The organism is Methanobrevibacter sp., assembly GCF_017409525.1.
Classification (GTDB): Archaea; Methanobacteriota; Methanobacteria; order Methanobacteriales; family Methanobacteriaceae; genus Methanocatella.
Window position 1 is genome coordinate 85,256 of the sequence record NZ_JAFQSO010000017.1, and the last position, 25,181, is coordinate 110,436.

Below are 25,181 nucleotides of genomic sequence, written 5' to 3' on the forward strand. Positions count from 1 at the left end.
TATTTTTATTTAATATCGATATTAAATTAAGAAATTTTAATAATTATAGGATTGTTTTTTAAAACAATTTTTCAAATTAACTTAAAATGAGGATTTTTGATGAAAAGAGAAACAATGATGACAGTAGCTAAATCAGTTGTTATTATACTAATTTTATTAGCTGTTGTCTTCGCATTAAAAGCTCCTGCAGCGGATTTAAACATATTCACTGACGAAGCAAGAGGCGAATATGTTGATTCTTCAGGTCTTCCTTATTTCAGTGAAATGGATTCATATTATAACCTGAGGTTGACTGAAGATTATGTAGATCACGGCTATGTAGGGGATGAAAAGATAAACGGTAGTGAGTGGGATATGCATAGGTACGCTCCTACCGGTGATGAGATTAATTACGAACTTGGAATTGTATACGTTACTACGTTCTTCCATGATGTTGCGAATAATTTCTTTGGAGGAGATTATTCTGTAAAAGAAATTGCATTTTGGACTGGAGCCATCATTTCTTCTTTAGCCGTTATTCCGGCATTCATATTTGCCAGAAGACTGACTAATAATTATGGTGCTATTGTAGCTACCCTGCTTATAGTGCTTGCTCCGAACTACTTTGCGCACACATTCCCAGGATTTTTCGATACAGATATGTTTTACTACATATTTTCACTGTTCTTTATATTCTTCTTTATAGAGAGTATACGGGCAAAAAATATCCTGTATAAGGTTTTATTTGCAATTTTATCTATTATTTCAATAGGTTTATTCTCCCAATCATGGACAGGTTATATCTTTTATGTAGGTCTTATGGGAATATTCTCAGTTGTTTACTTAATTGCTTGTTACATCTTTAATGTTGGTGACGACAATCAAGAGGAGTATCCAAATAAACTTCAATGGTTCATACATCAAAAACACCTGCTGTCTATTATTATTCTAGGTGTTATCGGATTCGTCGGCATTGCATTTTTCAAAGGTTTCGACGGAGCAATTGGTATATTTAGTGAATTGCTTAATTTGCTTTCATTGCAATCTGCTTCTCGTGCTGTAAGCGGATTCCCGAACGTACTTGTTTCTGTTGCAGAGATGCAAATGCCATCCATGCTTGGTAGTGGAATGACATCAGCATTTTTAGCTAATACTAACGGTGTTGTAAACGGTATTGGTGGTATTACTATATTATTTGCTGGTTTATCCGTATTGTATGTCTTTGTAAAGAAAACTTTCAAATTTTGGAGAAGTGGAGTCAAATCTACTAGCAGTAATGATAAAAAATTAACAAAAGGCAAAAATAAGTCTTCTAAAAAACCACCAAAAAGCAAAAGGGAATCTTCTGCTAAGAAAATTGATGATAAACTTAAATTTAAAATCAATGTTGGTGACATTGGATTCGGTTCCACTGATGAACTTTTATCATCAAAACGCTTAACTGTATTGTATACTTGTCTGTTTGTTGTTTGGGTAGTTATTACAATTCTTGCTGTAACTAGAGGTTCAAGGTTCATTACAACAATCGTATTGCCATTTGGACTTTTAGCTGGTATATTTACCGGTTTCGCAATCGATTATATTAAGAATAAATTAAGCAATGACAAATGGATAGCTGCATTGTTCTTCATTTTTGGATTTTTGGCTGCAGTTCCAGTAGCCCAAATAAATATGATGTTTGGTATCTTATTGTTCTTGGCCATTGCAGCATTTGGAATAATTTCAGTATATGGCATCAAATCCAATTCAGCAACTATAAAGATGCCTGTTAAAAAGTACGTGCTTATTGTGGCATTAATACTCGCATTATTATCTCCAACTGTTTGTGGTGCTTTTATCACTTCCGAAACAGTTGTTCCAGGTACCAGCGATTCAATGTGGAATGCTATGAAATGGGTGGGCGAAAATACTGATGAAGATACTGTAATCACATCCTGGTGGGACTTCGGTTACCTCTTTGAGATTGCTGCTGATAGACAAGTAACATTCGATGGAGGTTCTCAGTCAGGTGAACGTGCATTCTGGCTGGGTCAGGCGATGACGACGGATAATCTGGAATTGTCCGCAGGTATCTTTAGAATGTTGGATTCAACAGGTACTCAGGCTACTGCAGCGTTAGTTAATTATACTAACGATACAGGTAAGGCTACTGATATCCTAATTGACATTTTACCTAGAACATCTGAGGATGCTAAGAACACTTTGATGAATAACTATAGTTTGACTGCCGAGCAGGCAGATGATGTAGTACAGTACACTCACCCTGCTGAAGTGCGTCCTGTTATATTTGTAGCGTCTGCGGATATGCTTCAAAAAGCAGGTTGGTGGAGTTACTTCGGTGCTTGGGACTTCGAGAACCAATCATCTGAAAACTATAATTACTACATACCTCAATCAGGTTCAGCAAACATTACTCCTGGAAATTCAGGTAAAGTGCTTTTATTTGAAGACCAAGGTATGACTATCAATGCAGTCATTGATAGGAAAGACAATAATACCACTGGATACACCGAAGCGGTATACACCGAAACCGGTGAACAAATATATGTCAATGATACTCCGTACAACCCATTGAACATTTCAAATATACTCGTAATCGAAGACGGATATATTGTGAAAAACGAATCTGTAGGAGATGTTGAAAATGCCAACTATACATTATTCGTGATGGGTTACGGCAATGACTACACACCTATCTTAATCAGTAACGAATTGGTTAATTCGATGTTTACCAGATTGTACCTGTTAGGTGGTGCCGGTCAGGACATCTTTGAAAATGTTCACATGGAAAACGGTGTGATGCTGTTCAACGTAAACTTTGACAACACTGTTGCCGGTGGATCCACTGGATAGACAAAATACTTAGATTAGGTCTGCCTAATCTAAACTTTTTTTTTATTTTTTTTAAATTAATATGGTGATTTGATGGGGATAGAGGAGAAAATAAAAGACATTGAAGAGGAAATTCAAAAGACACCATATAATAAAGCAACTTCACACCACATAGGTAAACTTAAAGCTAAATTATCTAAACTAAAGGAAGAATCACTTCAAAGAAGCAGTGGTGGGTCTAAAGGACAAGGTTTTCATGTAAAAAAATCTGGTGATGCTACCGTTGTGCTTGTAGGTTTTCCTTCCGTTGGTAAATCCACTCTATTAAATAACATTACAAATGCTGAAAGTAAGGTTGGAGCTTATCAGTTTACTACTTTAGATATTGTCCCCGGAGTGATGGAGCATAAAAATGCTAAGATTCAAGTTTTCGATATTCCTGGAATTATTACCGGTGCAAGCAGCGGTAAAGGAAGGGGTAAAGAAATATTGTCTGTTGCAAGAACTGCAGATTTAATTTTAGTGGTGTTGGATACATTCAATCCCCAACATGTTAATGTAATTTTAAAAGAACTGAGAGCTATTGGTATCAGGCCAAATGAACAACCGCCTGACGTTACTGTTAAGAGAAAAAAACTTGGCGGTGTGAAAGTTTCATCCACCTGTAAGTTAACACATATGGATGAAAAGACAATAAGGTCAATTCTAAACGAATATGGCTACATTAATGCAGATGTTCTTTTCAGAGACGATGTAACAATGGACCAGTTCATTGACGTGCTTGATAGAAACAAATCCTATGTTCCGATGTTGATTCTGCTCAATAAGGTCGACCTTGTCGATGATGCGTATGTTGAAGAGCTTAAAAAGTATATCCCTGAATTTATTCCGATTTCTGCTGATAAAAATACGAATATTGATGAGTTAAAAGATATAATATTTGATAATTTGGACCTTGTCAGAGTTTATCTAAAGCCACAAGGAAGAAAGGCAGATATGGAAGATCCATTGGTCATTAAAAAAGGTTCTACAGTCATTGATGCATGCGGCAAGCTGCACCGTGAGTTTGTTAAAAACTTTAGGCATGCCAAGATTTGGGGAACTTCAGTCAAATTCCCAGGCCAAAAAGTAGGTCCTGACCATGTGCTTGAAGATGAGGATGTCTTAAGGGTCATTCTTAAAAAATAATTCTGATTATCATGTTTAAAACTATTTTTATAACTGGTACTCCTTGCACTGGCAAGACGACTGTTGGTGAAGTATTGTCAGATAAATTAAATTGCAGATTAATTAAAATCAACGATTTGGCTATTGAAAACGGTTTTGTTTTAGGAATTGATGATGAAAAGGGTTATAAAGTCATTGATATTCCAGCATTGAATGAAAAAGTTTCAGAGATTATTTACGGTAGTGAAGAATTGCTTATTTTTGAGGGGCATCTGTCTCATTTGTGCTCAGGTGCGGATAAAGTGATAGTCTTAAGGGTTAGGCCAGAAATTTTAAAGTCCAGGCTTGAAGCCCGTGATTATTCAGATGCTAAAATTCAAGAGAATCTGGAAGCGGAAGCTATGGGAGTATGCAGTGCTGAAGCTTATGAGCTTTATGGCGAGGATATTTCAGAAATTGATGCTACTGACATGTCCGTTTTAGAGATTGCAGATTTAATATCTGATATTGTTGGGGGAAAGATTAATCCTAGTGTTGGCGAAATTGATTTTATGGATTGGTTAATTTCAAATCCCTGATTTTTTGCATTGATTTTGATAAATTAAATGCATTGAAAGAGTATATGGGTTAGAATAACTCATTTATTTATTTATTTTTTAATTATCTAGTTTTGAAGGTAAATTGGTATAAAATCCATAACCTTTATAAATGGTAATATACATATTTATTCTTAATATTCATATTAACCTAAGGTTTATTTTAACTATGGTTTTTGTTTTAATTTGCGCAAATCATTTTAATTCAATTTTGAATATTATATCCTATTTTCATAATTATGAGGAGGATATTTTTGAGTAGAGGAAAACGACCTAAATGGATGATTAACATAGCGATTGAAAGAATGAACATTCTTTTTGAGCGTGCTGAGATGGAATTCATCACCCATCCTGAGAGATCCAATCGTTATGTGGAACTTGCATTGAAATTGTCCACTAAATACAATACCAAGGTCCCTGAAAAATGGACTCGAAGGTATTGTAAGGAATGTAAGAAGTTTCTCTACCCTGGCCATAATTGCACCGTCCGGCTAGTTAACTCAGAGGTTAACATTTTTTGTGGTGAATGTGGTCATGTAATGAAAATTCCTTATCGCAAGGAAAAAAAGTTAAAAAGGAGAGCTAAATATGAGTCACACAAAAAAAGAAATGATGAATAGAGCTCTTAATGCGATGACAATTAACATTGGTAAAAGTGGCGTTAATGATAATGTTATTGAAGAAATCAAGCGCCAACTCAAGGCTAATGAGATTGTTAAACTTAAATTTGCAAAAAATATCGCTAGAAATAAAGATGATTACATAGATGAAATAGTCTCTAAGACAAGAGCGCAGCTCATTGACGTTAGAGGCCACGTTGCTGTAATCTACAAGAAAAAGCCTTAAACATTTTAAATTTAGAGTTACAGGCCCTATTTTTTAGGTCTTAAATTTACAGTGGATTAAGCTACAATTATTTAATAAAATATTGGAGAATTAATATGACTACTGTATTTGATGTACCTGCAGATTTATTAATTAAAAAAGTCGCAGAAGAATTTAAAAATAACGAAAAAATCAATTCCCCTGCATGGTCCAATTTTGTTAAAACTGGTGTTCACAAAGAAAGAAAACCAGAAAATGCTGATTGGTGGTATATAAGAACTGCTTCTATCATCAGAAGAGTTTACATGGACGGTCCTGTAGGAGTAATGAGTTTAAGAACTTTCTACGGTGGTAAAAAAGACCGTGGTGTACGTCCTGAAGTATTCAGAAAAGGAAGCGGATCCATTGTCAGAACCGCACTTCACCAACTGGAAGACGCAGGATACGTGGAAAAAGTTGAAGGTGGAAGAGTTGTTTCCCCAGCAGGAAGATCATTCTTAGATAAAATTTCTGCTGAAATCATTAAAGATATTCCTGAACTTGAAAAATATTAATTATAATTCGGAGAGTTTGATATGAGCGATTTAGATGAAATTCGTCAAAAAAGAATGGCTGAATTACAAGCTCAACAGGCTGCTATGCAAAATCAAGCACAGCAACAACAAGCTGCTGCTCAAGCACAACAGCAAGAAGCACAAAGACAACAGTTCGAGGCTCAGAAAAAACAAATTTTAGGTCAGATATTGACTCCTGAAGCTCGTACTAGATTGGGAAATCTTAGATTAACTAAACCTGAACTTGTTGAAAATATTGAACTTCAATTAATTCAATCAGCTCAAGCTGGAAGTTTAAGAGGCAAAGTCACTGACGAACAACTAAAAGTTCTTTTAAGACAAATTGCTGGTCAAAAAAGAGAAATTAAAATTACAAGGAAATAATATCGATGAAAGCTGGTGTATTGTATAGTGGTGGAAAAGATTCATCTTTCATGGCAGTCATGCTTAAAAGATTAGGTCTTGACGTTGAATTATGCACAGCCAATTTTGGCGTTTATGATTCATATATTCCGGCCAGTAAATCAGCAGCATCCTTAGGTTTTAATCATAAGGTTTTAAAATTAGATTTCGAACTTCTTGATAAAACCTGTGACATGATAATGAAGGACGGATTTCCGAATGATGGAATAAAGTTTATTCATGAAAATGTTATAGAAGAGGTCTCGGAAAAATACGATATTATTGCCGATGGGACAAGACGTGATGATAGGACTCCAAAATTAAATGTCAATCAAATAAGAAGTCTTGAAGATAGAAAAAATGTTCAATATATAAATCTGGACAGTTTCGGCCATAAGTCTGTGAAATTGATTACATCCAATTTATTTGAAATTTCTCATGAAAAGTCAAATAAGGACAATAGCTCAGATTATGAGGTTGAAATCAGGACTTTAATTGATGAGAAAGGAGGAAATTCATTAAACATATTCCCGGAACATTATCAAACTCGTGTTATTGGATATAAAGAATAATTATTATTACAGGTGAGAAAATGAGTAGAAATAAACCATTAGCTAAAAAATTAAGAATGGCAAAAGCAAACAAACAAAATAGGAGAATTCCAATCTGGGCTTATGCTAAAACTAACCGTAAACTTAGATACAGACCAAAACCTAGACATTGGAGAAGAAACAGTCTTAAATTATAAGAGGGGTTAAAATGGAAAGAGTTTACACAATTCCACTTAGAAACGTAAAAAATGTCAAAAGGACCATCAGAGCTCCTAGAGCAATCAGGGAAGTACAAAACTTCTTAACTAAACACATGAAAGCTGAAGAAGTTAAACTTGATGAGTCTATCAATCATGCAATTTGGGAAAGAGGTATTCAAAAAATACCTTCTAAAATTACTGTAAAAGCAGTTAAAGATGATGATGGTGTTGTAAAAGCTACTTTAGCAGAATAGGCTATAGTACCTTCGCCATATATTTGATTAATGTGAGGTAACAATATGTTGAAAAGAGTCGATATTGTAGGAAATCCGAATATAGGAGTATTCATTCTTGCAACTGATGATGTGGCTATTGTTCCTTATAATCTTTTAGATGAAAAAGCTGAAATTATTAAGGAAACATTAGGAATCGATGTTGTCAAATCTTCTATTTCCGGCAGCAATCTTATAGGATCTTTAGCTGTAGCTAATTCAAATGGTATTGTTGTTTCCCCACATGTTTTGGATAGAGAAGTTAAGCAATTTGAAGAATTGGACTTAAAAGTTGCCACTATTCCTTCACAGTATACTGCTGTGGGAAATATTGTAGCTGCAAATGACAATGGCGCTATTGTAAGTCCGTTCTTATCTGAAGATGCATGCAATATAATTGAAGAAACTTTGGATGTAGATGTCGAATCCCGCTCAATTAGTGGAAGCGACATTATCGGATCTTTAATTAAAGTTACTAATAATGGATTTTTAATAACTAAAAATGCAACTTCCAGTGATATTAACTTGGCTCGTAAAGTATTTGGTGTTGAAGGAGATATTGGTACTGTCGGTAAAGGTATTTCTTTAGTTGGTGCTTGCTCCATTGCTAATTCACATGGTGCAATCGTAGCTAAAGATAGTACTGGTCCTGAAATGGCTAGAGTTGAAGAAGCATTAGGCTTTTTAGATGATAATTTTTAATTAATATATCATGAGGGATTTTATATGTTAACAAAAATTTACAGAGTTAAAGGTACTTTTGTAATGGGCGATGAATATCATAAGTTTACTAAAGAATACAAAGCTACTTGTGAAGCTGATATTGAAGAAAAAATCTTTGAACGTTTCGGAAGTAAACATGGTATTAACAGGAATCAAATTTCAATCAAATCTATTGAAGAAATTGCTCCTGAAGATGTTGAAGACCCAATTGTAAAAGAAATTTTATAAGTTTTGTTGGTGTTACCATGGAAGATCAACAAAGATTAAATAATCTTCTTAATGACATTAATGCATACAAACAACAAGCTGAATTAATTCAACAACAAATTGAAATGATTCAATCTTCCATTGCTGAAGTTGATGCATTATTCAATACTTTAGAAGATATTGAAGGTAAAGAATCTGTTGAGGCGTTTGTTCCTGTAGGTGCAGGTTCTTTCATTAAAGGAGAACTTAAAAGTACTGATGAAATTATTGTAAGTATCGGTTCTGGTCTTGCTGTTAAAAAAGATGCAGACGGCGCTCGTGAGATTCTCACAGGGCAAAAAGAAGATTTAAGTGAAAGCTTAGACAAAATGCTGGCTAACTTACAACAATGCACTGATATTGTTGGAAATCTTCAAGCTCAAGCTGAGCAAATCGCCGCTGCAGCTCAAGGCAACATGACTCAAATGGGATAAATACTTTACAATTTTTTCTTTTTTTTCTATTTTTTTAATATTTCTTCTTGTTTTTTATAATGCCTTTAAATACTATGAAAAAGGTAAATATTAACAGTATAGATTTTTAACTAAAATAAAAGGTTGGGTTAATTTTGTTTGAATCATTAAAAAAGAAGTTTTCACGTACTAGTGAAAAGTTAGAAGAAGAGATTATCGAAGAAGCTGAAGCAGAAGATAACCTTCAAGAGGAAAAAGGCACTAGATTTTCATTTTTCTCATTTGGACGTAAAAATAAGGAAGAAAAAGAAGAAGATAAGGAAGATGAATCTAATTTGCTTCCTGAAGCTGAAGATACAAGTATGGATGAAGAAACTTCTGCAGATGAAGTTGAAGAGGACAAAAAGTCCGGATTTTTCAGCAGGTTTAGATCTAGTGATGATGAAGCCGAAGAAGACTCAGAAGAAGATTCAGAAGAAGAAGTCGAAGAAGATTTGGAAGAGGACATTGAAGAAGTTCAAGAGGAGAAAAAATCTCACTTCTGGAGCAGAAATAAAGATAAAGATAAAAATAAGGAAGATATTTCTGCAGATGGTGAAGCTACCGGGGGATTATTCTCATTTGTTCGTGAAAAAACAATTTCTGAAAAACATGTGGAAGACATATTATTCGAACTTGAAATGGAACTCTTACAGGCTGACGTGGCCATGGAAGTGGCTTCAGAAGTTGTTGATAGTGTTAAAAATGATTTGGTTGGCAAAAAAATTAAAAGAAGTAATGATATTACTGAATACACCTTCCTTGCTTTGAGAAATGCCGTTGCCGAAATCATTGATATTCCGGGCAAATCAATGACAGAAATGATTGAAGCCAAAAAGCAAGAAGGGGAACCGTTGGTGGTAATGTTTGTAGGTATTAACGGTACTGGAAAAACCACAACAATTGGAAAATTAGCTAATTATTATCTTAAAAGAGGTTATACTCCTGTTATTGCGGCATCAGATACATTCAGGGCAGGAGCTATCGAACAAGTAACCTATCATGCCGATAATGTCGGCGTTAAAATTATCAAGCATAAGAAGGGGTCTGACCCTGCAGCCGTTGCATTTGATGCAGTGGAACATGCAAAAGCACAGGGGAAAGAATTGGTTTTAATCGACACTGCCGGAAGAATGCAGACCAATACAAATCTAATGGATGAAATGAAAAAGATTAAGAGGGTATCCAAACCTGATTTGCTCGTCTTCGTTGGTGATGCTTTAACCGGTAATGATGCAACCGAACAGGCCAAAAAGTTCAACGAAGCGATTGATATTGATGGCGTAATTTTAACCAAGGCAGATGCCGACAGTAAGGGAGGAGCATCTCTTTCAATAGGTTATGTTATTAAAAAGCCGATCATGTTTTTGGGTGTCGGTCAAGGATACGATGATATTAAGGAATATGATGCTGAATGGATGTTAAACCAATTATTCTCAGAAGATGATGAGGCTATTGAGGTAGAGGAATAGATTTATTGTAACTGATGGTGATTGATATAAATTATAAAAGGATTGTTATTGTTTGCATTGTTTTAAGCATATTCTTATGTTTAGCGACAGTCAGTGCAGCCGATAATCAAACTTCAGATTCTCCGATGGCAGATAATGGCGCTGATAATTTAAGTGTCGTAAGTGATGATGGCTTAGAGTCTAATAAAGTTGTTGCAACTTCATCAAAATGCACTCCCCAATCAGTGTTAATTAAAGGCACTAATTTTGATTTTCAGCTTTTAGATGAGAAAGGAGTGGGCATAGCTAATAAGAAAGTTCAAGTTAGCTACAATAACAAGATTTTAAATAAGACTACTAATGCCAAAGGGCATATCTATTTGAAATTATCCACAACTGGGACATATGAAATAAATTTTGATTTTGATGAAATGGGATATGTGCCATTAAACATTTCTAAAAGGGTTACAGTAATTAGCAATAAAGTTTCAAAAATTACCGCACCTTACTATGTGGCGTATGTTGGTGTTAAAAATACTTATGAGGTTGTTTTAACTGCGGGGGGCATTAAATTACCTTATAAAAAAGTTACTTTTGTTATTAAAGGTAAAAAATACACAGCCACCACTAATGGAAAGGGTAAAGCAACTTTGGATATTAACTTGCCAAAAGGAACATATAAAATTAAATGTTATTTTAGTGGTTTGAAATATGTTAATCCATCCAGTGCATCGGCAAAAATTAATGTCAAAAAGGGAATGCCTACAGACATTATAAGAATGACGGATATCGATTATAGAAATCAGAAATCTGACGTGTTCACCATCGTCTATAAGGATTGCCGTGGAAAGGTAATACCTAAAAAAACTATTTTATTTAAAATCAATGGAAAAACCTACACTAATGTGACAAACAGTAAAGGTCTTGCTAGTTTCAATATTAAACTGCCTACAGGAGTATATAAGCTTTCCGTAAGTTCATATGATACTGCAGCATATAAAAAGACAATTAAGCATTATGATATTGAAGTTAAATCCGATCATGTTAGAAATTATGGATTTTGGCTATTCGGAGCCGACATGAAGAAGGTAAACTTAACAAAAATGGCGAATTATGGTGTTAATCAAATATTTTTAAATGCACATGCTTTTGATTTATATGGAAAAGAAGGTGTGGCTAGCTTTTCAACTCAGGCCAAATCATTAGGAATTAATGTTCATATATGGGTGCAAACATTTTATAGCGGAGGATGGATTTCTCCTTTAACTAAAAATGGAACATACAATTATGCTCTATTTGATTCCATTATTAATAAAGTAAAAGATTACGCCTCAACAGATGGAGTGGCGGGAATTCATTTTGATTATTTAAGGTTCCCTGGAACAGCATATAAATATGCAAATGCCGTAAATGCCATTAATTACTTCATGAAAAAGGCTTGCGATGAGTTGCATAATTTAAGTTCTTCTTTAATACTTTCCGCCGCATTGATGCCGGAGCCGTCTGCGATGAAATATTATTATGGCCAGGACATTTCGGAGCTGTCAAAGTATCTGGATGTCATCATCCCAATGGCATACAAGGGAAATTATGCAAAAACTGCTACTTGGATTAAGACAGTGACTGCAGAATTTGTTAAAAGGTCAAATGGAGCTGAAGTATGGACTGGCCTTCAGGGATATGTGTCCGATAATAATTCAAATAAATTAGAAGTATCCACTTTAATCAAGGATACAAATTATGCCGGAATTGGTGGAGCTACAGGTGTGGTTGTTTTTAGATATTCATTATTTAACTTTTTTAATTACACAGAACTGAGATGAAACATATGAAAGCTAAGATCATAATTTCATTCCTGTTAATATTAACATTGCTTTCTATTTCAGCCGTATCGGCCAGTGAAAATTCAACAGTTTTTGAAGATGTTGGTGGGGCAAATAATGTTTTGGAGGTCAGTGATGGCTCATCTAATGAAGTTATAAAAAACGATTCTTATATTTCTGTTGATTCTACAAGATGTTTTGAGAATGCTTCAACAAGATTCACATTGACATTAACATCTCAAAATCAGAGCCTATCCAATTGCTCTGTAAAAATTGACATAAACGGTGTCAATTACTCTAAAAGGACTAATGATGACGGTCAAGTGTTTCTAACTCTTGCATTAAAAAAAGGAACTTATGATTTAAGCTATTCTTTTAAAGGCAATGATAATGCAAATCCGTTCAATGGAACAACTAAGATAACTAGTTATGCCCCTGTCAAAACTACTTTAAAGCAATCAGATGCGGATATCAGTTACAGGCAGGGTTCTAAATCTGCATTTATAGTTCGCCTGCAGAAAGCAAAGGGGGCTTCTGTTAAAAACGAAACTGTCACTTTTAAAGTAAATGGAAAGACTTACACTAGTAAAACAGACTCAAAAGGTTATGCGCAGATTTTTTTAAGCTTAAAGAAGGGGACTTACACGGCCGAGTTTTCTTTCAAATCAAATTGCCCTTATCTTGCATCATCAGGGTCATGTAAAATAACTGTAAATCCTTCAATCACAAAAGGCAATGGATATTGGGTCCGGGCTTCTGGAATGAAAAGTGTAAACTTCAAAACACTTAAGAACAAAGGAACTAAGCAAATTTTCCTACATTCTGAAGCAATATCTCATTTTGGCAAATCGACAGTCCAATCTTGGATTGCAAAAGCAAATAGATATGGAATCAAGGTTCATATCTGGATGAAAGTATGCTACAGCAATGAAAAATGGATACTGCCTGTTAATGAGGGCGGGTCTATAAAGTACTCTTATCTGAATAAAAAAATCGCCGAAGCCAAAAAATATGCAAAAATCAAGGGGGTGGCTGGTGTTCACTTCGATCATGTAAGATTTGCTGGAACGGCTTATTATTACAACACTTCTTGCAAAGCCATTAATTACTTCGTCAAAAAGGCATGTGCCGAGGTTAGGAAAATAAATTCTAATTGCATATTGTCTGCTTCAGTAATGCCCGAACCGCATGCGATGGAGTATTATTATGGCCAGGACATTCCAACAATGACAAAATACTTGGATGCCATTGTTATAATGGCTTATAAAGGCAATTACAAAAAGGGCACGGATTGGATTAATGATGTGACTGCAGCATTCGTCAAGCAATCAAATGGGGCTCAGGTATGGACTGGCCTTCAGGCATATCAATCGGACAGCAATGTTGTTCGTCTGAGCCACTCTGAGCTTTTGAAGGATGCTAAAGCGGCCATGGCTGGTGGCGCAAAGGGAGTTGTATTATTTAGAATAGGCATTACCTATCTTTTGGATTTCAATAAGGTTTAATCATTACCATTTTCTTTTAGATAATGCTTTAAGCCTCTTTTTTTCTATATTTTTCTTTTTGTCTGATTGGTATTGTCTGTTTTGGCGGTTGGTTGTCGTTTCATTATTTCTCATTACAGTAACAAGGTCAATCGAGTTGTCGCTGCATGCCATTACCACTCTGATTTCCTTGTAGTCTTTGGATTCGGGTGCCTTGAATACTGCAGCATATTTTTCCCTTTCTATATGCTCCCAGCTAATTGGCTCTTCATTTAAAAGGCAATCTACAACGTACTCTCTTGTAAGTCCATTTTCATCGAGTCTTTGGATAAAATGCCTGTTTTCAAAACACCAATTGATGCTTCCTGTATCTCCCATTAAAAATTTGTCAAAGACATTCATAGTAAACATTATTATATATCTTACAATAAAAATTTTATCATGACTCAACAAGCGCACTGGGATTCGTCACTCGCATTTATTTTTGCTATGATTGGGGCCGCTGTTGGATTGGGTAACATCTGGCGTTTCAGTTATGTGCTGTATTCCAATGGTGGGGGATCATTCTTCATCCCTTATTTTGTAGCAATAGCTATCATGGGGATTCCATTTTTAATATTGGAATATGGTGTAGGATTCAGTTTCAAGGAATCATTTTCAAAGATTATGCAGAAAATCAAACCGCAATTTGAAGTCATTGCTTGGATTTTGGTTCTTTTTGTGTTTATAGTTGTTATTTATTACATGGTGATTCTAAGTTGGGACTTGATTTACCTTTTAAGTAGCTTTACATTTAATTGGGGAACCGATACTGCAGCATACTTTGTAAATACTGTTGGCGGAAGTTCTAATTTATCCAATGCAAGCTTTCTGCTTATCCCAACAACAATCGGTGTTTTTCTTTTATGGGTTGTTTTATGGTTTATTTCACACAGGGACGTTGATAAGGGAATCGGAAAAGTTTCAAAAATATTAATCCCTGCATTGTTTGTTATAATGGCCATAATTATTGGATATTCCCTTACATTGCCTGGCGCCAATGTCGGAATTGACACTTTGCTTACTCCTGATTGGAGCATGCTTTTAAATGTGAACATTTGGCTTGCAGCATTCGCTCAAATCATTTTCTCATTAAGTATGGGACAGGCTATTGCTCTTACTTATGCAAGCTATTTGCCTGAAAACTCAAAATTAACAGACAATGTTTTAATTGTAGTTGCATCAAACTCAGGATTTGAAATTTGCACTGCATTTGGTGTGTTTTCGATTTTAGGATATATGTCTGTCACTGCCGGAACGCCGATGGTTCAGCTAGTTACTGAAGGGACAGGATTGGTGTTTGTTGTATTCCCAATGATTTTCAATGTTATGGGGCCTATTGGACGTATTTTAGCTCCACTGTTATTCCTGGCAATTTTATTTGCAGGAATCACTTCAGCACTTGGATTTTTGGAGCCAATGTTGAGTTCAACATCCGATAAGCTCGGTTGGTCACGTAAAAAGACAGCCACAGTATTGTCTGTTATCGGTTGTGCATTTTCACTTCTTCTGACAACTGGAATCAGCAGTTATCTTGTTGGAATTATTGATACATTTGTAAATGAATTTGGAATATTGCTTTTAATCGGTGTCCAATGTATTATATTTGCATGGTTCTATGGACTTGAACATTTACTTCCGGCTTTAAACGAGAATTCTACATTCAAAGTTGGAACAATATGGATGTTTATAATCAGATACCTGTTGCCTGCTGTTCTGATCATAATGTGGGTAGCTGGAATTATTCAGCTGTTCTCAACTGCAAAGGCATTCGAGATAATGATTGACTTGATTATCATTATAGCTGTCATTGTCTTTGCGTTCATATTGTCTAAAGCTAAACCTGCTGGAGATAGTTGATCTATCTTCTTTATCTTTTTTTAATAGTTGACATTTGATTTTGCAACCTAAATTATCATATTAAATAAGCAATTTCAGGCATGATTTAACAGGTTTCATTCTGAAAAATAGTAGAATTATTCATCGTGATTGTTAATATTTTCATGGTTGGGTTATTTTTTAAAATTAGTTCATGCAATAGATGCATCAAAAAATAAAAAAAGAATGATTTGTGAGCAAATCATTCTAAGCAGTGCCGTTAGCGATTTTCACTTGTTTGTATGTGAGGTACAATCCTGCAATCCATACGATAATATTAATGAATGATAAGAATGGATTTACAAACATTGCTAAGATGTTCAATAAAACTGAAATTGCAAAGATAGTAACTCCTTTAACAGCATCTCCAGCATATAGGATACCGATACCTGTAAATATTATGGAAATAATCAATGCTATTGCCATACTTTTTTCTTCAGCCATATAATTTCCCTCCGTCAATTTTTAAAAGCAGCAATGCTTAATGTTAATTCTATTTATTTTCTTATTTAAAATACGTGGTCATGTAAAAAGAAATTTGCTCGGAATTATGATAGTTATTTAGAAAAGGAGCTGTTAAGTAAATCTAAGGGAGACCCTTAGATAAACTTAAACTAAAAATTTTTTTAGAGTATAACACGGAGTGTTATGTTTATTATTATTTTGATATTAGTATTTAAAAATTTAGTTATTTTTGTTCACCTAAATTTGAGAATTTTTTAACATTAATGTTAAATAATATGCTATGTATAAATGTTATTATGTCAAGGACTATAATTCGGGCAAAAAGTAAAAACCCTGCCCAAGACGAACAGATGATTTTGAATATTTTAACAAGCAACGGTTATGAGCAGAAAGTTAAAAATGGAGAAGTTGTCTATCAGAAGGGCACTGGAGTACTTTTTGTTCCAAAATTCATTAAATATACATTCAATGGCAATGAAGTGATTTTAGAGGGTTGGGTTAGAAACTTTGGAATATTCGGAGAATCTAAATTGGAAGGCTTTGTCGGTGCGGTTCCAAAACAAAACTGCAAAGATCTAATGATGACCATTGCACGGACCATTGGGTTTGATTAACTTCCGATAAGCTTTTAAAGCAATTGCTTTTATGCTCCTTAGATTGGAGTCTAAACATTTTTCTTCTTTTCAGATGTTTTAACGTTAATGTTCCACAATCAAGTTCATAAATAATTTATCCTAGCATAAGTTTCTCCTGGGGTTCCAATGATATAGAACACAGCGCATATGATTAAAAAAGCCAGGAAAATAAATCTAAAATTGGATTCTATGAAGTTAAATCTATTTTTATGATTATCTGGAAAAACTCTTGAAATAAGATAAATCAAGCAGATTAAAAAGAATATGCAAAATGGACTTGCATAAACAAAATATCGTATTGTTCCAACAGTAATGAAAGCTGTTAGATAAAGATAACTCATTATTGCTGAGAAAACTAGGGTTACTGCAAATATTAGTTTTTTCATAATGTTCATTTCACTCACTTAATTAAATTGTTTTGTTGTCGAATTGTTATAATTTTTGTGCCATCCAAGAGAATTTTCAAAAGTGGCAAATTTGAATTCAATGATGAAAAGGCTGAAATTTCAATTCCATATTGCGATAATGAACATGAAGTGTAGTTATTAAAAAAAATTTTCAAATCAAAAATAATTTCCGTATCTATAAATATTTTCTGTCACAAGATTGACTTAACTGGTATAATTTTTGCCTTTTTTTACACTTTCAGCTAAATTTTTCTATTTACTGGAAAAGATTTTTGTTATTGAAAATTGCAAAATACTTCCTAAATCAATTTTAAATATTAGAATAATCTCCAGATTACAAATTTTATTCTGTAGTTTTGTAAGATCTGAAAATATTTTAATCTTATTTCTCTTTCTAAAATTATATTGATCGGAGGTTATGATTAAATTTTCTAGCTAGTTTTTGAATGTTTTTTTCAATTTAACTGGATATGATTGATATTCCTGAAATTCATTAAAGTTGGGACAAATTCAGAGGCAGTGTTGTTTTTTCCCATCTCTACTTTTTTTTCAAGATTTCAAAAAGTCAACCCCATATCTGAAATGTTGTGGTTTTAAGCAAAATGCATAGTTTCCTTGTTGGAATCTAGTGAAATGTAACTAATTTTTAATCCATTTTGATTTTTAAGAGGAGGATGTTAGTTATTGTAAAATAATTCATTCCAAGTAACTCAAGATTTTTTAGACATTTCTCATTTAAATACTATTTAAATCCGGTTTTTCAATTTCAAGGTAGGTTATTCGGAAATGACGTAAATGGCTTTTAATTTTGAAAAATGCTGTTTTTAAGCCGTTACACTTGAAATGCACCTTTAAATTTAACATGATTCGTTTGAAAATATTAAGTGTTATATAGTATATGGATACAAAATTAATAGTATATACAATTTGGGCATGGTTATAATATGAAGATAAATAAGATTTTAATAGCGGGCATTTTATTGCTGGCTATAATGATGATGGGGGCTGTCAGCGCTGAGGGAAATGCAACAGCAGATTCGAGTGCAGCTGACAATATTAATGTTACTTTTGACCAAAAGGTCTATGAGAAGGATATGGGGACAATCGATGTTGATGTTCCGGCAAATGCTTCTGGAAATCTGAAGGTGAAAATCAACGGTGTTGAATTCTACAATGAAAACATCACAGGTTCCGTTAAGATTCCAATCACAATTCCAAAAAGCGGAATGCCCATACTTATATCAAACAGGGACACAGACCACACCACATACTATCTTTATCTTTACTTCAATGACACAGAAATTAAATCAAACCACACTCTTATGGTGATGAGGGTCAGTCCAGATTATGAAATCCAAGCATTCAGAGAAGAAATTTTACAGTATGATGATAGCGAGTATATGATGTTATATTTCCCTGAATCAGCACGGGGGTTAATTAACCTTTATGTTGACGAGGAATTTTTACAGAATCTCACTGCAAACCACTACACATTCTTAAACATTACCAACTTCAACAGGTTGCCATTGGGCAATCACACTGTCAGAATCAAATATGAGGGTGATGACTATTACCATCCGTTCGATAAGACATTCCCATTTAGTGTGGAGGACATGACAATCCACATTCCAAAAAACATTGTTCTGGATCATGATGATTGCCTTACCGCAAAAACAATAAACAACACTGATGGAAAAGTTTCAGTCTTTGTCGATGGTGTTTTGGTTTATAAAGACAAATTAGATAGAAACGGTGAGTTCCTGCATTCCATATTTTACAATATCACCTGCGGTGAGCATTTGATTGAAGTGCAATACAATGCAAGCAATTTCACAAAATCAAAAAAGGCATTGGTCAATGTAAGCTATGTCGTTTATATGTATGCATATAATTTCGTATATGGCATTGACAATGAAGTCAATTTCTACCTGCCGGAGGATATGGATGAAAAACTAATCAATGTCACAATAAATGGTGTTAGATATCCTCTCAAATTGGAAAACAACTGGGCGGATTTGGATGTTTCAAATCTTGCTGCAGGCAACTACACAATAATATTTAACTATCCTGGCGATTCAAAATATACTCCAATGACACTTGAGGATAACTTCACAGTCAGATATGAGATTGAAGTTGATGATCTCTTCCGCTATCAGGATTGTGATGTAAGCATTGCATTGCCAAAAGAAGCTAAAGGCAATCTGGAAGTCTATATTGATTCCAAACTTTACAAATCAGTTTCTTTAGTTAAAGGTATTGCCAAAATTAATGTTAATGGGTTAATTCCTGGATACTATAATCTATTTGCAAGATATACTGGTGATGATTTCGATGTCGATGAAGAAAATACAACAATTGAAATAATCCCTGCTTTGAATTACCAATACGAGATGAGATGCGGTGATGATAATTCAATCGATGTTGTTGCAACCAAAGACAGCAAAGGATATGTGCTATTTTCCATTTTGGATAAAACCTACAAGGTTTCAATTAAGAATGGAAAAGCAAGCTTGCCTTTAAAGGACCTTGCAGTTGGAGAGTATTATGATATTGCCATAGATTATGTTGGAGATAATGGGTATAACACTACATTATGGTGTTACCTTGATGTTTTGCCGGCTAAGGTAAATTTCGACAGTGTTAAAGTATCTTCAGAAGGCGTTAAGATAAAAGTCTACATCAACTATAAATTAGCTAAAAATACTTATGTGGCCTTTAAAGTCGACAAGAAAACAGTTAAAATTAAAACTGATGCTAATGGTGTTGCCAATATTAAGTTGGGTGCTGGAAAGCACAAAATCGAAGCTAGCTTTAAGAACGCTAAAGAGTCAATAAATGTAGAGATACATCATATTACATTAAAATTTGGTGCCGTTAAAAAATCAGCCAAGAAATTAGTTTTAAGCGCAACTGTTAAAGTTGGCAAAAAACCTGTGAAATACAAAAAAGTTACTTTCAAATTCAATGGCAAAACATATGCTGCAAAAACCAACTCCAAAGGTGTTGCAAAAGTCACAATTCCGAAATCTGCATTCAAAAATCTTAAAGTTGGCAAAAAAATAATCTACCAGGCGACTTGCCTTGGAGATACTGTTAAAAAGACAACTATAGTAATAAAATAATTTTTTTAAATTATTTTTTTCTCTTTTTTTTTTTATCGTGTTTTATATAGGGGTCATGATTGATGAGTGAAAAATACTTGCGGGAAAACAAGTCCTCTTATAATATTGTTAAAGGCTCTAGGGTATATGCAAAAATCACTAATTTGGAAGATGCGATTTTCATACGGGACTTGCTTGTCAAAAACAATTGGGATTTAACCGAGATTCCCCAAACCATAAGATATGGAGAGGATTATTTGATTTTAGCTATTCTGGACGATAAAATCCAGCTGATTGGAAAATCCAAAAGCAAACCCTCTCAAAAGACAATAGATAAACTCACTAAAGAACACATCAGAAATCCAAACAACTCCAAGTATGGCTTGAACATCTCAAAAGTGTTCGACATTTTCATAATCAAAAAACAGATTGCCGGTGATGACTATATCTTCGGTTATTATGATAATCTTGAGGATGCGCAATTTGTGAGAAATTACCTTCTTGAGCATAACTGGAATGTCAATGAATTCGGCACAATCAGCTATTGTGACATGTCAGAAAAATACAAGGTCACCCAAGTCATTGACGATAAGGTATATGTTCTTGACTCATCAGACACTAACAATTTTGATTTAGATGAAGTGTATGGGGAGTTTTTAGCCAAGATATCAAAGCATAAATATGGTCTTGCCAGCTATCCTCACTTGGATGAATTGAAAGATAACATCAAAGACTTGGAAATCGAATTTGGCGTAAAGACAAACGATGAGGTATGGTCATTTGAGAACATTGACGAATCAAAGTCACCTTTGAATCAAATTGTCTTCAATTTGACTCCTTTTGAGAAAAGCGTTTATGATTCAATCGAGGGCGAAACATCTTTGGAAGACATTAAGAAAGCGTTAATCAGATTCAAATCAAAAAACTTCGACGAAAAGATTAATAAAAATCTCGATTTACTAGTCGAGAAAGGCCTTGTTGAAAAAATTGGTGACGGATACAGAAAGACAAATGTATAAATATTTTTTAATACTAATATTAATTTGGTGTTTGCTATGCAAATGCCAAAGTTCTTTTTTGGTTTGAACGAGGAAATTCTTTTTAGAATTTCCTTTTAAAATTAAGGTGATGTGAATGTTTTCACCCCTAAGAGTAAAAGAAAATATCAAAAAATTTCATTCAAAAAGAAAAAATAATAAAAAATTTCCAAAACCAGTTTTAAAGAAATAGTTTCCAATAAGGAATAATTATTCCCTATCAGATAATAGTTCGCCAGCCACTCCAATACTTTCTTTTGGATAAGCTTGCACGAGAACAGTTATAGCTTCAATAGGCAAATCATATGCTTCAGCTACTGTTTCGGATACTTTTTTAACCATTTCTCTTTTTTTCTCAATACTAATTCCATCATTTCCAGCAATTGTTATAACAGGCATCTTATCACCAATTAAAATTTATAACAAAGATAATATAAATAAATTATTAAAGGATTTGATATTATGCTTGGTGAAGAGGAACTTGTTAAGCTATTTCCGGATTTTGCAGATTTGGTGCAACCATCTGGAATTGATTTAGAATTGGATAAGATTTACGTTCAAAAAACTTCCGGGTCATTGATTGACAATGAAAAGAATTTGCCTGAAATTGAAGAGCTTGAAGGAGATGTTTACACTTTGAAACCTCATACGGCCTATTTGGCAAGCATCAAGAGGAAAATAAAAATTCCAAAAGGATATACCATGCTTTATCTTCCACGCTCAACACTTCTAAGGTCATTTGTTTCTGTTCAGACTGCAGTTGGCGATCCAGGTTTTTATGGGACATTGATGTTCATGATTTACAATCATGGAGATTTTGAGTATAAAATCAAATCCGGTGACAGGATTGCTCAGGCAGTCGTATTTCCAGTAGAGGGCTCCGGCGAATACAGCGGATCTTATCAAGAGGAAGAAAAATGAACGTTTCAGATAATTTTGTCAAAATTCTAGAAGAGGAAGGCATCACAGAGGTGTTTGGAATACCTGGTGAGCAGATAATGCCACTTTATAAGTCCCTTTCCACTTCAAATATTAAGCATGTCTTAACACGCCATGAACAGGCGGCGGCTCATGCAGCAGATGGATATTCAAGGGCAAGCGGCAAGATTGGGGTTTGCATTGCAACAGCATCTCCTGGCGCGCTGAACTTTACAATGGCACTGGCTACTGCATTCAAGGATAATGTTCCGATACTTGTCATAACCGGAGATAATGAGCTTAAGTATAGGGGAACCGACCAGTTCCAAAGCCTGCCGCAAGTGGAAATATTTAAAAACATCACAAGAGCATCATATAATCCTTTAAATGGCACTGAAGCGATGTATGTTTTAAGAGCATCCATTTTCGAGCTTAAAAATAATCCAAAAGGTCCAATTCACATTAACCTATCAAAAGATGTATTGTTATCCGATGAGTTTGAGGACTTCGATTTATGTTATTTGTGTGAAGATGATTTGTCCAATATCTCAAAAGCTCAAGAGCTGATCAATTCATCTCAAAAGCCATTGTTTATATTGGGTGCAGGTGCGATTTCACAGAAATCCAATATAGAGTTAATCGCAAGGCAATATCAGATACCTGTCACTACAACTTTTCATGCTAAAGGCATCATATCGGAAGATGATGACCTGAATTTGGGTTTGGTGGGAACACGTTCAACACCGCGTGCCAAATATGCATTTGAAAATGCGGATTGCATCGTGGCATTGGGCATAAAGGCAAGTGAGAGAACACTCCCTACAGTTCCGGACAATCTTGTCCATGTCAACATTAACAAGGACGTTTTGGTGGGAAATTTCCCGATTCATGGAAAGGTTAGTGACTTTTTAGCGGAAATCGAGTTTAGGGATGCTGACTGGTTAGGTGAAATTTTGGAAATCGACAATAGTATAGATATTGAAGGTCTGGATAAGGACTTATATCCTCAAGCGGCAATTAAAAGAATTTTAGATAAATTTGATGATAATATAATAGTTTCAGATGCGGGAAGCCACACTACCTGGACTGCACTTTTGAAAAAGTCACTGAAACCAAGGCAATTATTATTCTCGGGAGGTCTTGCACCTATGGGTTACGGTCTTCCCGCCGCAATAGGTGCCGGTGTTGCAACAGGTGAAAAGATTGTTGTAGTTAATGGGGATGGGGACTTCCAGATGAATCTGCAGGAACTTGCAACCCTAAAAGAGAATAATCTGAATGTTATTGTGTTCATTTTAAACAATTCGGAGTTTGGAATAATAAGGCAATGGCAAGAAAGCTTTTATGACATGGAACCTTATCAGGTTGGCCTTGAAAATCCTGATTTTGTAAAGTTGGCTTCAAGCTATTCAATTGATGCGGTTCGTGTTGATAACTTGTCTGACTTGGAATATTTGCTTGAGAGTGACCTGTCAGGTCCGCTTGTTGTTGAGGTCGTTGTTGAAAGTGAGGATATCCCGTTACCTTGACAGTTCCTTTTCAACAAATTCTTGAATAATTTCATCTATCTCATCATTTCCATATAGGGGAGCATAGCAAAATTCATCATTTTCTTCATAAATTATGCCAACGGGAAGTATTTCAGCTGAGGTCACCTTGTCATTTAGTGTTGTAATGTCTCGCCTGAAGACAAATGTGAAACCATATAACTTATGAAACAGATATTCATTTGTCGTGTTGAAATTAAAGATGTAGTCAAAGATTTTTTTAATTTCCTTATCCATTTCTGATCCCCCGTATTAGCTGGCGCACTTCTTTTTTGGAAAGCAGTTTTATTAATGGCGGCATTAACTTTAAAATGTTGATGTCAATATAATTTTCTCCTTTGGCATCTAAAACGCTCCCATTGAATGAAGGTTCTGCCGTCAGCATTGAATTTTCATGAGCACTGTTTATGACAATAAGCAAGCTCCAAATGTAGCCAATGTATTTTGCGGTGTCTGCATAGGAGTCAAGACCAAAAATGAGATGATTTTGTAGTTTTGTAATTCGGATACATTTGTTCAATGACTTCAGGAATTCCTTAATGTATCCAAAGCAAGGTTTGGCCAGTTCGATTATATTTTTCACATTATGCGATTCGTCTTCCTCTTCATCATCCTCATCTTTGTCATCTTCACTGGGATAATGTTTGGAATAGACTTTTATTTTTCTTAAAATCAGTATTTTTAAACATCCTTCTAATTTTCTTCCTTTTTTATCGTAGATGAGTGCTATTCTAACTCCTACATATAATAAAATAAGAATAAATATGATGATTATGAGAATAATCATCAATAGGATGTTTAACATGGGATAGTTCCTATTCTTCTTCGTCTTTAGTTGTGAACTCAGGTTCTATGTATTCAGATTCATCATAATCATTATTTGAGGAATCCATATATTTTTTAATTAGGTCAGTAATTATTAAGCCTAAATCGGATAATGCCTTATTCGCATCACTTCCTTTACTTAAATCAAGCACGCGAACTCCTTCAGCGCTATTTCCTTTTTTAGGAATCATTACCATGGAAATTGGTTCTACTCCTGCTCCGGCACCTGCCGCATCGCTTCCCTCTTTGCCTAATAGGTTTTCACCAATTCCAAATCCAACTCCCATTCTCATCACTGGAACTAAGATCTTATCTTCAGTTTCAATTGGGGAGCCGATAACATTGTCTACATTTATAAGTTTGCGTAATTCTTCGACTGTTATTTTAATATTGTTTGTCATAGTTTCACATCCTAATTGTTAATTAATATTTGTTGTTAATGTTTAAAATATTTTTATCTTAATTTTGCAAGAATACCTCGACCTCTTTAAGGTTGGGGATGAATTGCACTGTTGGGTGTACTATTTTTTTTAATTAATTTTGTTGCATTTTTTTTATTTTGTGTTTTCTTGAGGCTATTTTAGGTCATGACTTTTTGTTCGGTATACTTTCTTTTTTTTTATTGTGGGGCATATTAAATTGTTTTGGGTGTGAAAAATTGCTCTGAGTTCGTTATTCGATTACTTTTCAAATGCTCTTTCTCTTTTTTTATATAGGAGTAATTTATAAATGATATATTATTCAATTAATAGTAATTAATTGTGGTTTTAAA

28 protein-coding genes are annotated in these 25,181 nt (G+C 34.4%); 22 read left to right on the top strand and 6 right to left on the bottom strand.

Annotated features, from left to right (window positions below; translation table 11 throughout):
• The first annotated feature begins 99 nt into the window (after positions 1-99).
• The 16 genes from IJE64_RS09885 to IJE64_RS09960 all read left to right on the top strand — a co-directional run bounded on the left by IJE64_RS09885 (position 100) and on the right by IJE64_RS09960 (position 13,578).
• Entirely contained in the window at positions 100-2,832 is a 2,733-nt protein-coding gene (locus IJE64_RS09885) for an STT3 domain-containing protein (RefSeq protein ID WP_292785358.1), read from the top strand.
• Between the two features lie 72 nt (positions 2,833-2,904).
• A complete protein-coding gene (locus IJE64_RS09890; RefSeq protein WP_292785360.1) occupies positions 2,905-3,999 on the top strand; it encodes a GTP-binding protein in 1,095 nt (364 codons plus the stop codon).
• An 11-nt stretch (positions 4,000-4,010) separates the two neighbouring features.
• Entirely contained in the window at positions 4,011-4,556 is a 546-nt protein-coding gene (locus IJE64_RS09895) for an adenylate kinase family protein (protein ID WP_292785362.1), read from the top strand.
• 272 nt (positions 4,557-4,828) lie between these two features.
• Entirely contained in the window at positions 4,829-5,194 is a 366-nt protein-coding gene (locus IJE64_RS09900) for a ribonuclease P protein component 4 (RefSeq protein WP_292785364.1), read from the top strand.
• A complete protein-coding gene (locus IJE64_RS09905; RefSeq protein ID WP_292785366.1) occupies positions 5,163-5,420 on the top strand; it encodes a YhbY family RNA-binding protein in 258 nt (85 codons plus the stop codon). The genes IJE64_RS09900 and IJE64_RS09905 overlap by 32 nt, the downstream gene beginning before the upstream one ends.
• Before the next feature lie 95 nt (positions 5,421-5,515).
• The gene (locus IJE64_RS09910; RefSeq protein ID WP_292785368.1) at positions 5,516-5,953 is read left to right on the top strand and encodes a 30S ribosomal protein S19e; all 438 of its coding nucleotides are present in this window, start codon (positions 5,516-5,518) and stop codon (positions 5,951-5,953) included.
• A 21-nt stretch (positions 5,954-5,974) separates the two neighbouring features.
• A complete protein-coding gene (locus tag IJE64_RS09915) occupies positions 5,975-6,337 on the top strand; it encodes a DNA-binding protein (protein ID WP_292785370.1) in 363 nt (120 codons plus the stop codon).
• Between the two features lie 5 nt (positions 6,338-6,342).
• Positions 6,343-6,927 carry a hypothetical protein gene (locus IJE64_RS09920; protein WP_292785372.1) on the top strand — a complete coding sequence of 195 codons (585 nt, stop codon included), beginning with the start codon at positions 6,343-6,345 and terminating at the stop codon, positions 6,925-6,927.
• A 20-nt stretch (positions 6,928-6,947) separates the two neighbouring features.
• Positions 6,948-7,103: a 50S ribosomal protein L39e gene (locus tag IJE64_RS09925; RefSeq protein WP_004032463.1), complete on the top strand. Its 156-nt coding sequence runs from the start codon at positions 6,948-6,950 to the stop codon at positions 7,101-7,103.
• Positions 7,104-7,114: 11 nt separating this feature from the next.
• Positions 7,115-7,360 (top strand): 50S ribosomal protein L31e, encoded by a 246-nt coding sequence (locus tag IJE64_RS09930; protein ID WP_292741864.1) that lies wholly within the window; start codon positions 7,115-7,117, stop codon positions 7,358-7,360.
• A 45-nt stretch (positions 7,361-7,405) separates the two neighbouring features.
• Positions 7,406-8,080 carry a translation initiation factor IF-6 gene (locus IJE64_RS09935; protein WP_292785374.1) on the top strand — a complete coding sequence of 225 codons (675 nt, stop codon included), beginning with the start codon at positions 7,406-7,408 and terminating at the stop codon, positions 8,078-8,080.
• Between the two features lie 24 nt (positions 8,081-8,104).
• A complete protein-coding gene (rpl18a, locus tag IJE64_RS09940) occupies positions 8,105-8,329 on the top strand; it encodes a 50S ribosomal protein L18Ae (protein ID WP_292785376.1) in 225 nt (74 codons plus the stop codon).
• 17 nt (positions 8,330-8,346) lie between these two features.
• Positions 8,347-8,781, top strand: coding sequence for a prefoldin subunit alpha (gene pfdA, locus IJE64_RS09945; protein WP_292785378.1), 435 nt, complete (start codon positions 8,347-8,349; stop codon positions 8,779-8,781).
• A 134-nt stretch (positions 8,782-8,915) separates the two neighbouring features.
• Entirely contained in the window at positions 8,916-10,271 is a 1,356-nt protein-coding gene (gene ftsY, locus IJE64_RS09950) for a signal recognition particle-docking protein FtsY (RefSeq protein ID WP_292785380.1), read from the top strand.
• 14 nt (positions 10,272-10,285) lie between these two features.
• Positions 10,286-12,073: a putative glycoside hydrolase gene (locus tag IJE64_RS09955; protein WP_292785382.1), complete on the top strand. Its 1,788-nt coding sequence runs from the start codon at positions 10,286-10,288 to the stop codon at positions 12,071-12,073.
• A gap of 5 nt (positions 12,074-12,078) precedes the next feature.
• The gene (locus tag IJE64_RS09960) at positions 12,079-13,578 is read left to right on the top strand and encodes a hypothetical protein (protein ID WP_292785384.1); all 1,500 of its coding nucleotides are present in this window, start codon (positions 12,079-12,081) and stop codon (positions 13,576-13,578) included.
• Between the two features lie 3 nt (positions 13,579-13,581).
• On the opposite strand, the gene IJE64_RS09965 is transcribed toward IJE64_RS09960, so the two are convergent.
• Entirely contained in the window at positions 13,582-13,959 is a 378-nt protein-coding gene (locus tag IJE64_RS09965; protein ID WP_292785386.1) for a DUF4258 domain-containing protein, read from the bottom strand.
• Between the two features lie 39 nt (positions 13,960-13,998).
• Here IJE64_RS09965 and IJE64_RS09970 point away from each other — a divergent pair, with 39 nt between their 5' ends.
• Positions 13,999-15,456: a sodium-dependent transporter gene (locus IJE64_RS09970; RefSeq protein ID WP_292785388.1), complete on the top strand. Its 1,458-nt coding sequence runs from the start codon at positions 13,999-14,001 to the stop codon at positions 15,454-15,456.
• Positions 15,457-15,681: 225 nt separating this feature from the next.
• Here IJE64_RS09970 and IJE64_RS09975 read toward each other — a convergent pair whose 3' ends face one another.
• Positions 15,682-15,918 carry a hypothetical protein gene (locus IJE64_RS09975; protein ID WP_292785390.1) on the bottom strand — a complete coding sequence of 79 codons (237 nt, stop codon included), beginning with the start codon at positions 15,916-15,918 and terminating at the stop codon, positions 15,682-15,684.
• Between the two features lie 317 nt (positions 15,919-16,235).
• On the opposite strand from IJE64_RS09975, the gene IJE64_RS09980 reads away from it, so the two are divergent.
• The 3 genes from IJE64_RS09980 (at position 16,236) to IJE64_RS09990 (ending at position 21,101) form a co-directional block, all read left to right on the top strand.
• Positions 16,236-16,553 (top strand): hypothetical protein, encoded by a 318-nt coding sequence (locus IJE64_RS09980; RefSeq protein WP_292785392.1) that lies wholly within the window; start codon positions 16,236-16,238, stop codon positions 16,551-16,553.
• A gap of 1,372 nt (positions 16,554-17,925) precedes the next feature.
• Complete coding sequence (locus IJE64_RS09985; protein ID WP_292785394.1) at positions 17,926-20,103, top strand: Ig-like domain-containing protein; 2,178 nt, start codon at positions 17,926-17,928, stop codon at positions 20,101-20,103.
• A 62-nt stretch (positions 20,104-20,165) separates the two neighbouring features.
• Positions 20,166-21,101, top strand: a complete 936-nt coding sequence (locus IJE64_RS09990; RefSeq protein WP_292785396.1) for a hypothetical protein — start codon at positions 20,166-20,168, stop codon at positions 21,099-21,101.
• A gap of 228 nt (positions 21,102-21,329) precedes the next feature.
• Here the strand turns inward: IJE64_RS09990 and dmpI are convergent, their stop codons facing one another.
• Positions 21,330-21,518 (bottom strand): 4-oxalocrotonate tautomerase DmpI, encoded by a 189-nt coding sequence (gene dmpI / locus IJE64_RS09995; protein WP_292785398.1) that lies wholly within the window; start codon positions 21,516-21,518, stop codon positions 21,330-21,332.
• A gap of 63 nt (positions 21,519-21,581) precedes the next feature.
• Here dmpI and IJE64_RS10000 point away from each other — a divergent pair, with 63 nt between their 5' ends.
• Both IJE64_RS10000 and IJE64_RS10005 read left to right on the top strand, forming a co-directional pair.
• On the top strand, positions 21,582-22,040 hold the full coding sequence (locus IJE64_RS10000; protein WP_292785400.1) for a deoxyuridine 5'-triphosphate nucleotidohydrolase: 459 nt from the start codon (positions 21,582-21,584) through the stop codon (positions 22,038-22,040).
• Positions 22,037-23,566 carry a thiamine pyrophosphate-binding protein gene (locus tag IJE64_RS10005; RefSeq protein ID WP_292785402.1) on the top strand — a complete coding sequence of 510 codons (1,530 nt, stop codon included), beginning with the start codon at positions 22,037-22,039 and terminating at the stop codon, positions 23,564-23,566. The genes IJE64_RS10000 and IJE64_RS10005 overlap by 4 nt, the downstream gene beginning before the upstream one ends.
• On the opposite strand, the gene IJE64_RS10010 is transcribed toward IJE64_RS10005, so the two are convergent.
• Genes IJE64_RS10010 through IJE64_RS10020 form a run of 3 tightly spaced genes read right to left on the bottom strand, consistent with a single transcriptional unit; the run spans position 23,558 to position 24,810 of the window.
• Positions 23,558-23,821 (bottom strand): hypothetical protein, encoded by a 264-nt coding sequence (locus tag IJE64_RS10010; RefSeq protein ID WP_292785404.1) that lies wholly within the window; start codon positions 23,819-23,821, stop codon positions 23,558-23,560. The two genes, IJE64_RS10005 and IJE64_RS10010, sit on opposite strands and share 9 nt — an antisense overlap.
• Entirely contained in the window at positions 23,814-24,389 is a 576-nt protein-coding gene (locus IJE64_RS10015; protein WP_292785406.1) for a DUF2953 domain-containing protein, read from the bottom strand. The genes IJE64_RS10010 and IJE64_RS10015 overlap by 8 nt, the downstream gene beginning before the upstream one ends.
• 10 nt (positions 24,390-24,399) lie before the next feature.
• Complete coding sequence (locus IJE64_RS10020; protein ID WP_292785408.1) at positions 24,400-24,810, bottom strand: GerW family sporulation protein; 411 nt, start codon at positions 24,808-24,810, stop codon at positions 24,400-24,402.
• Positions 24,811-25,181: the final 371 nt, after the last annotated feature.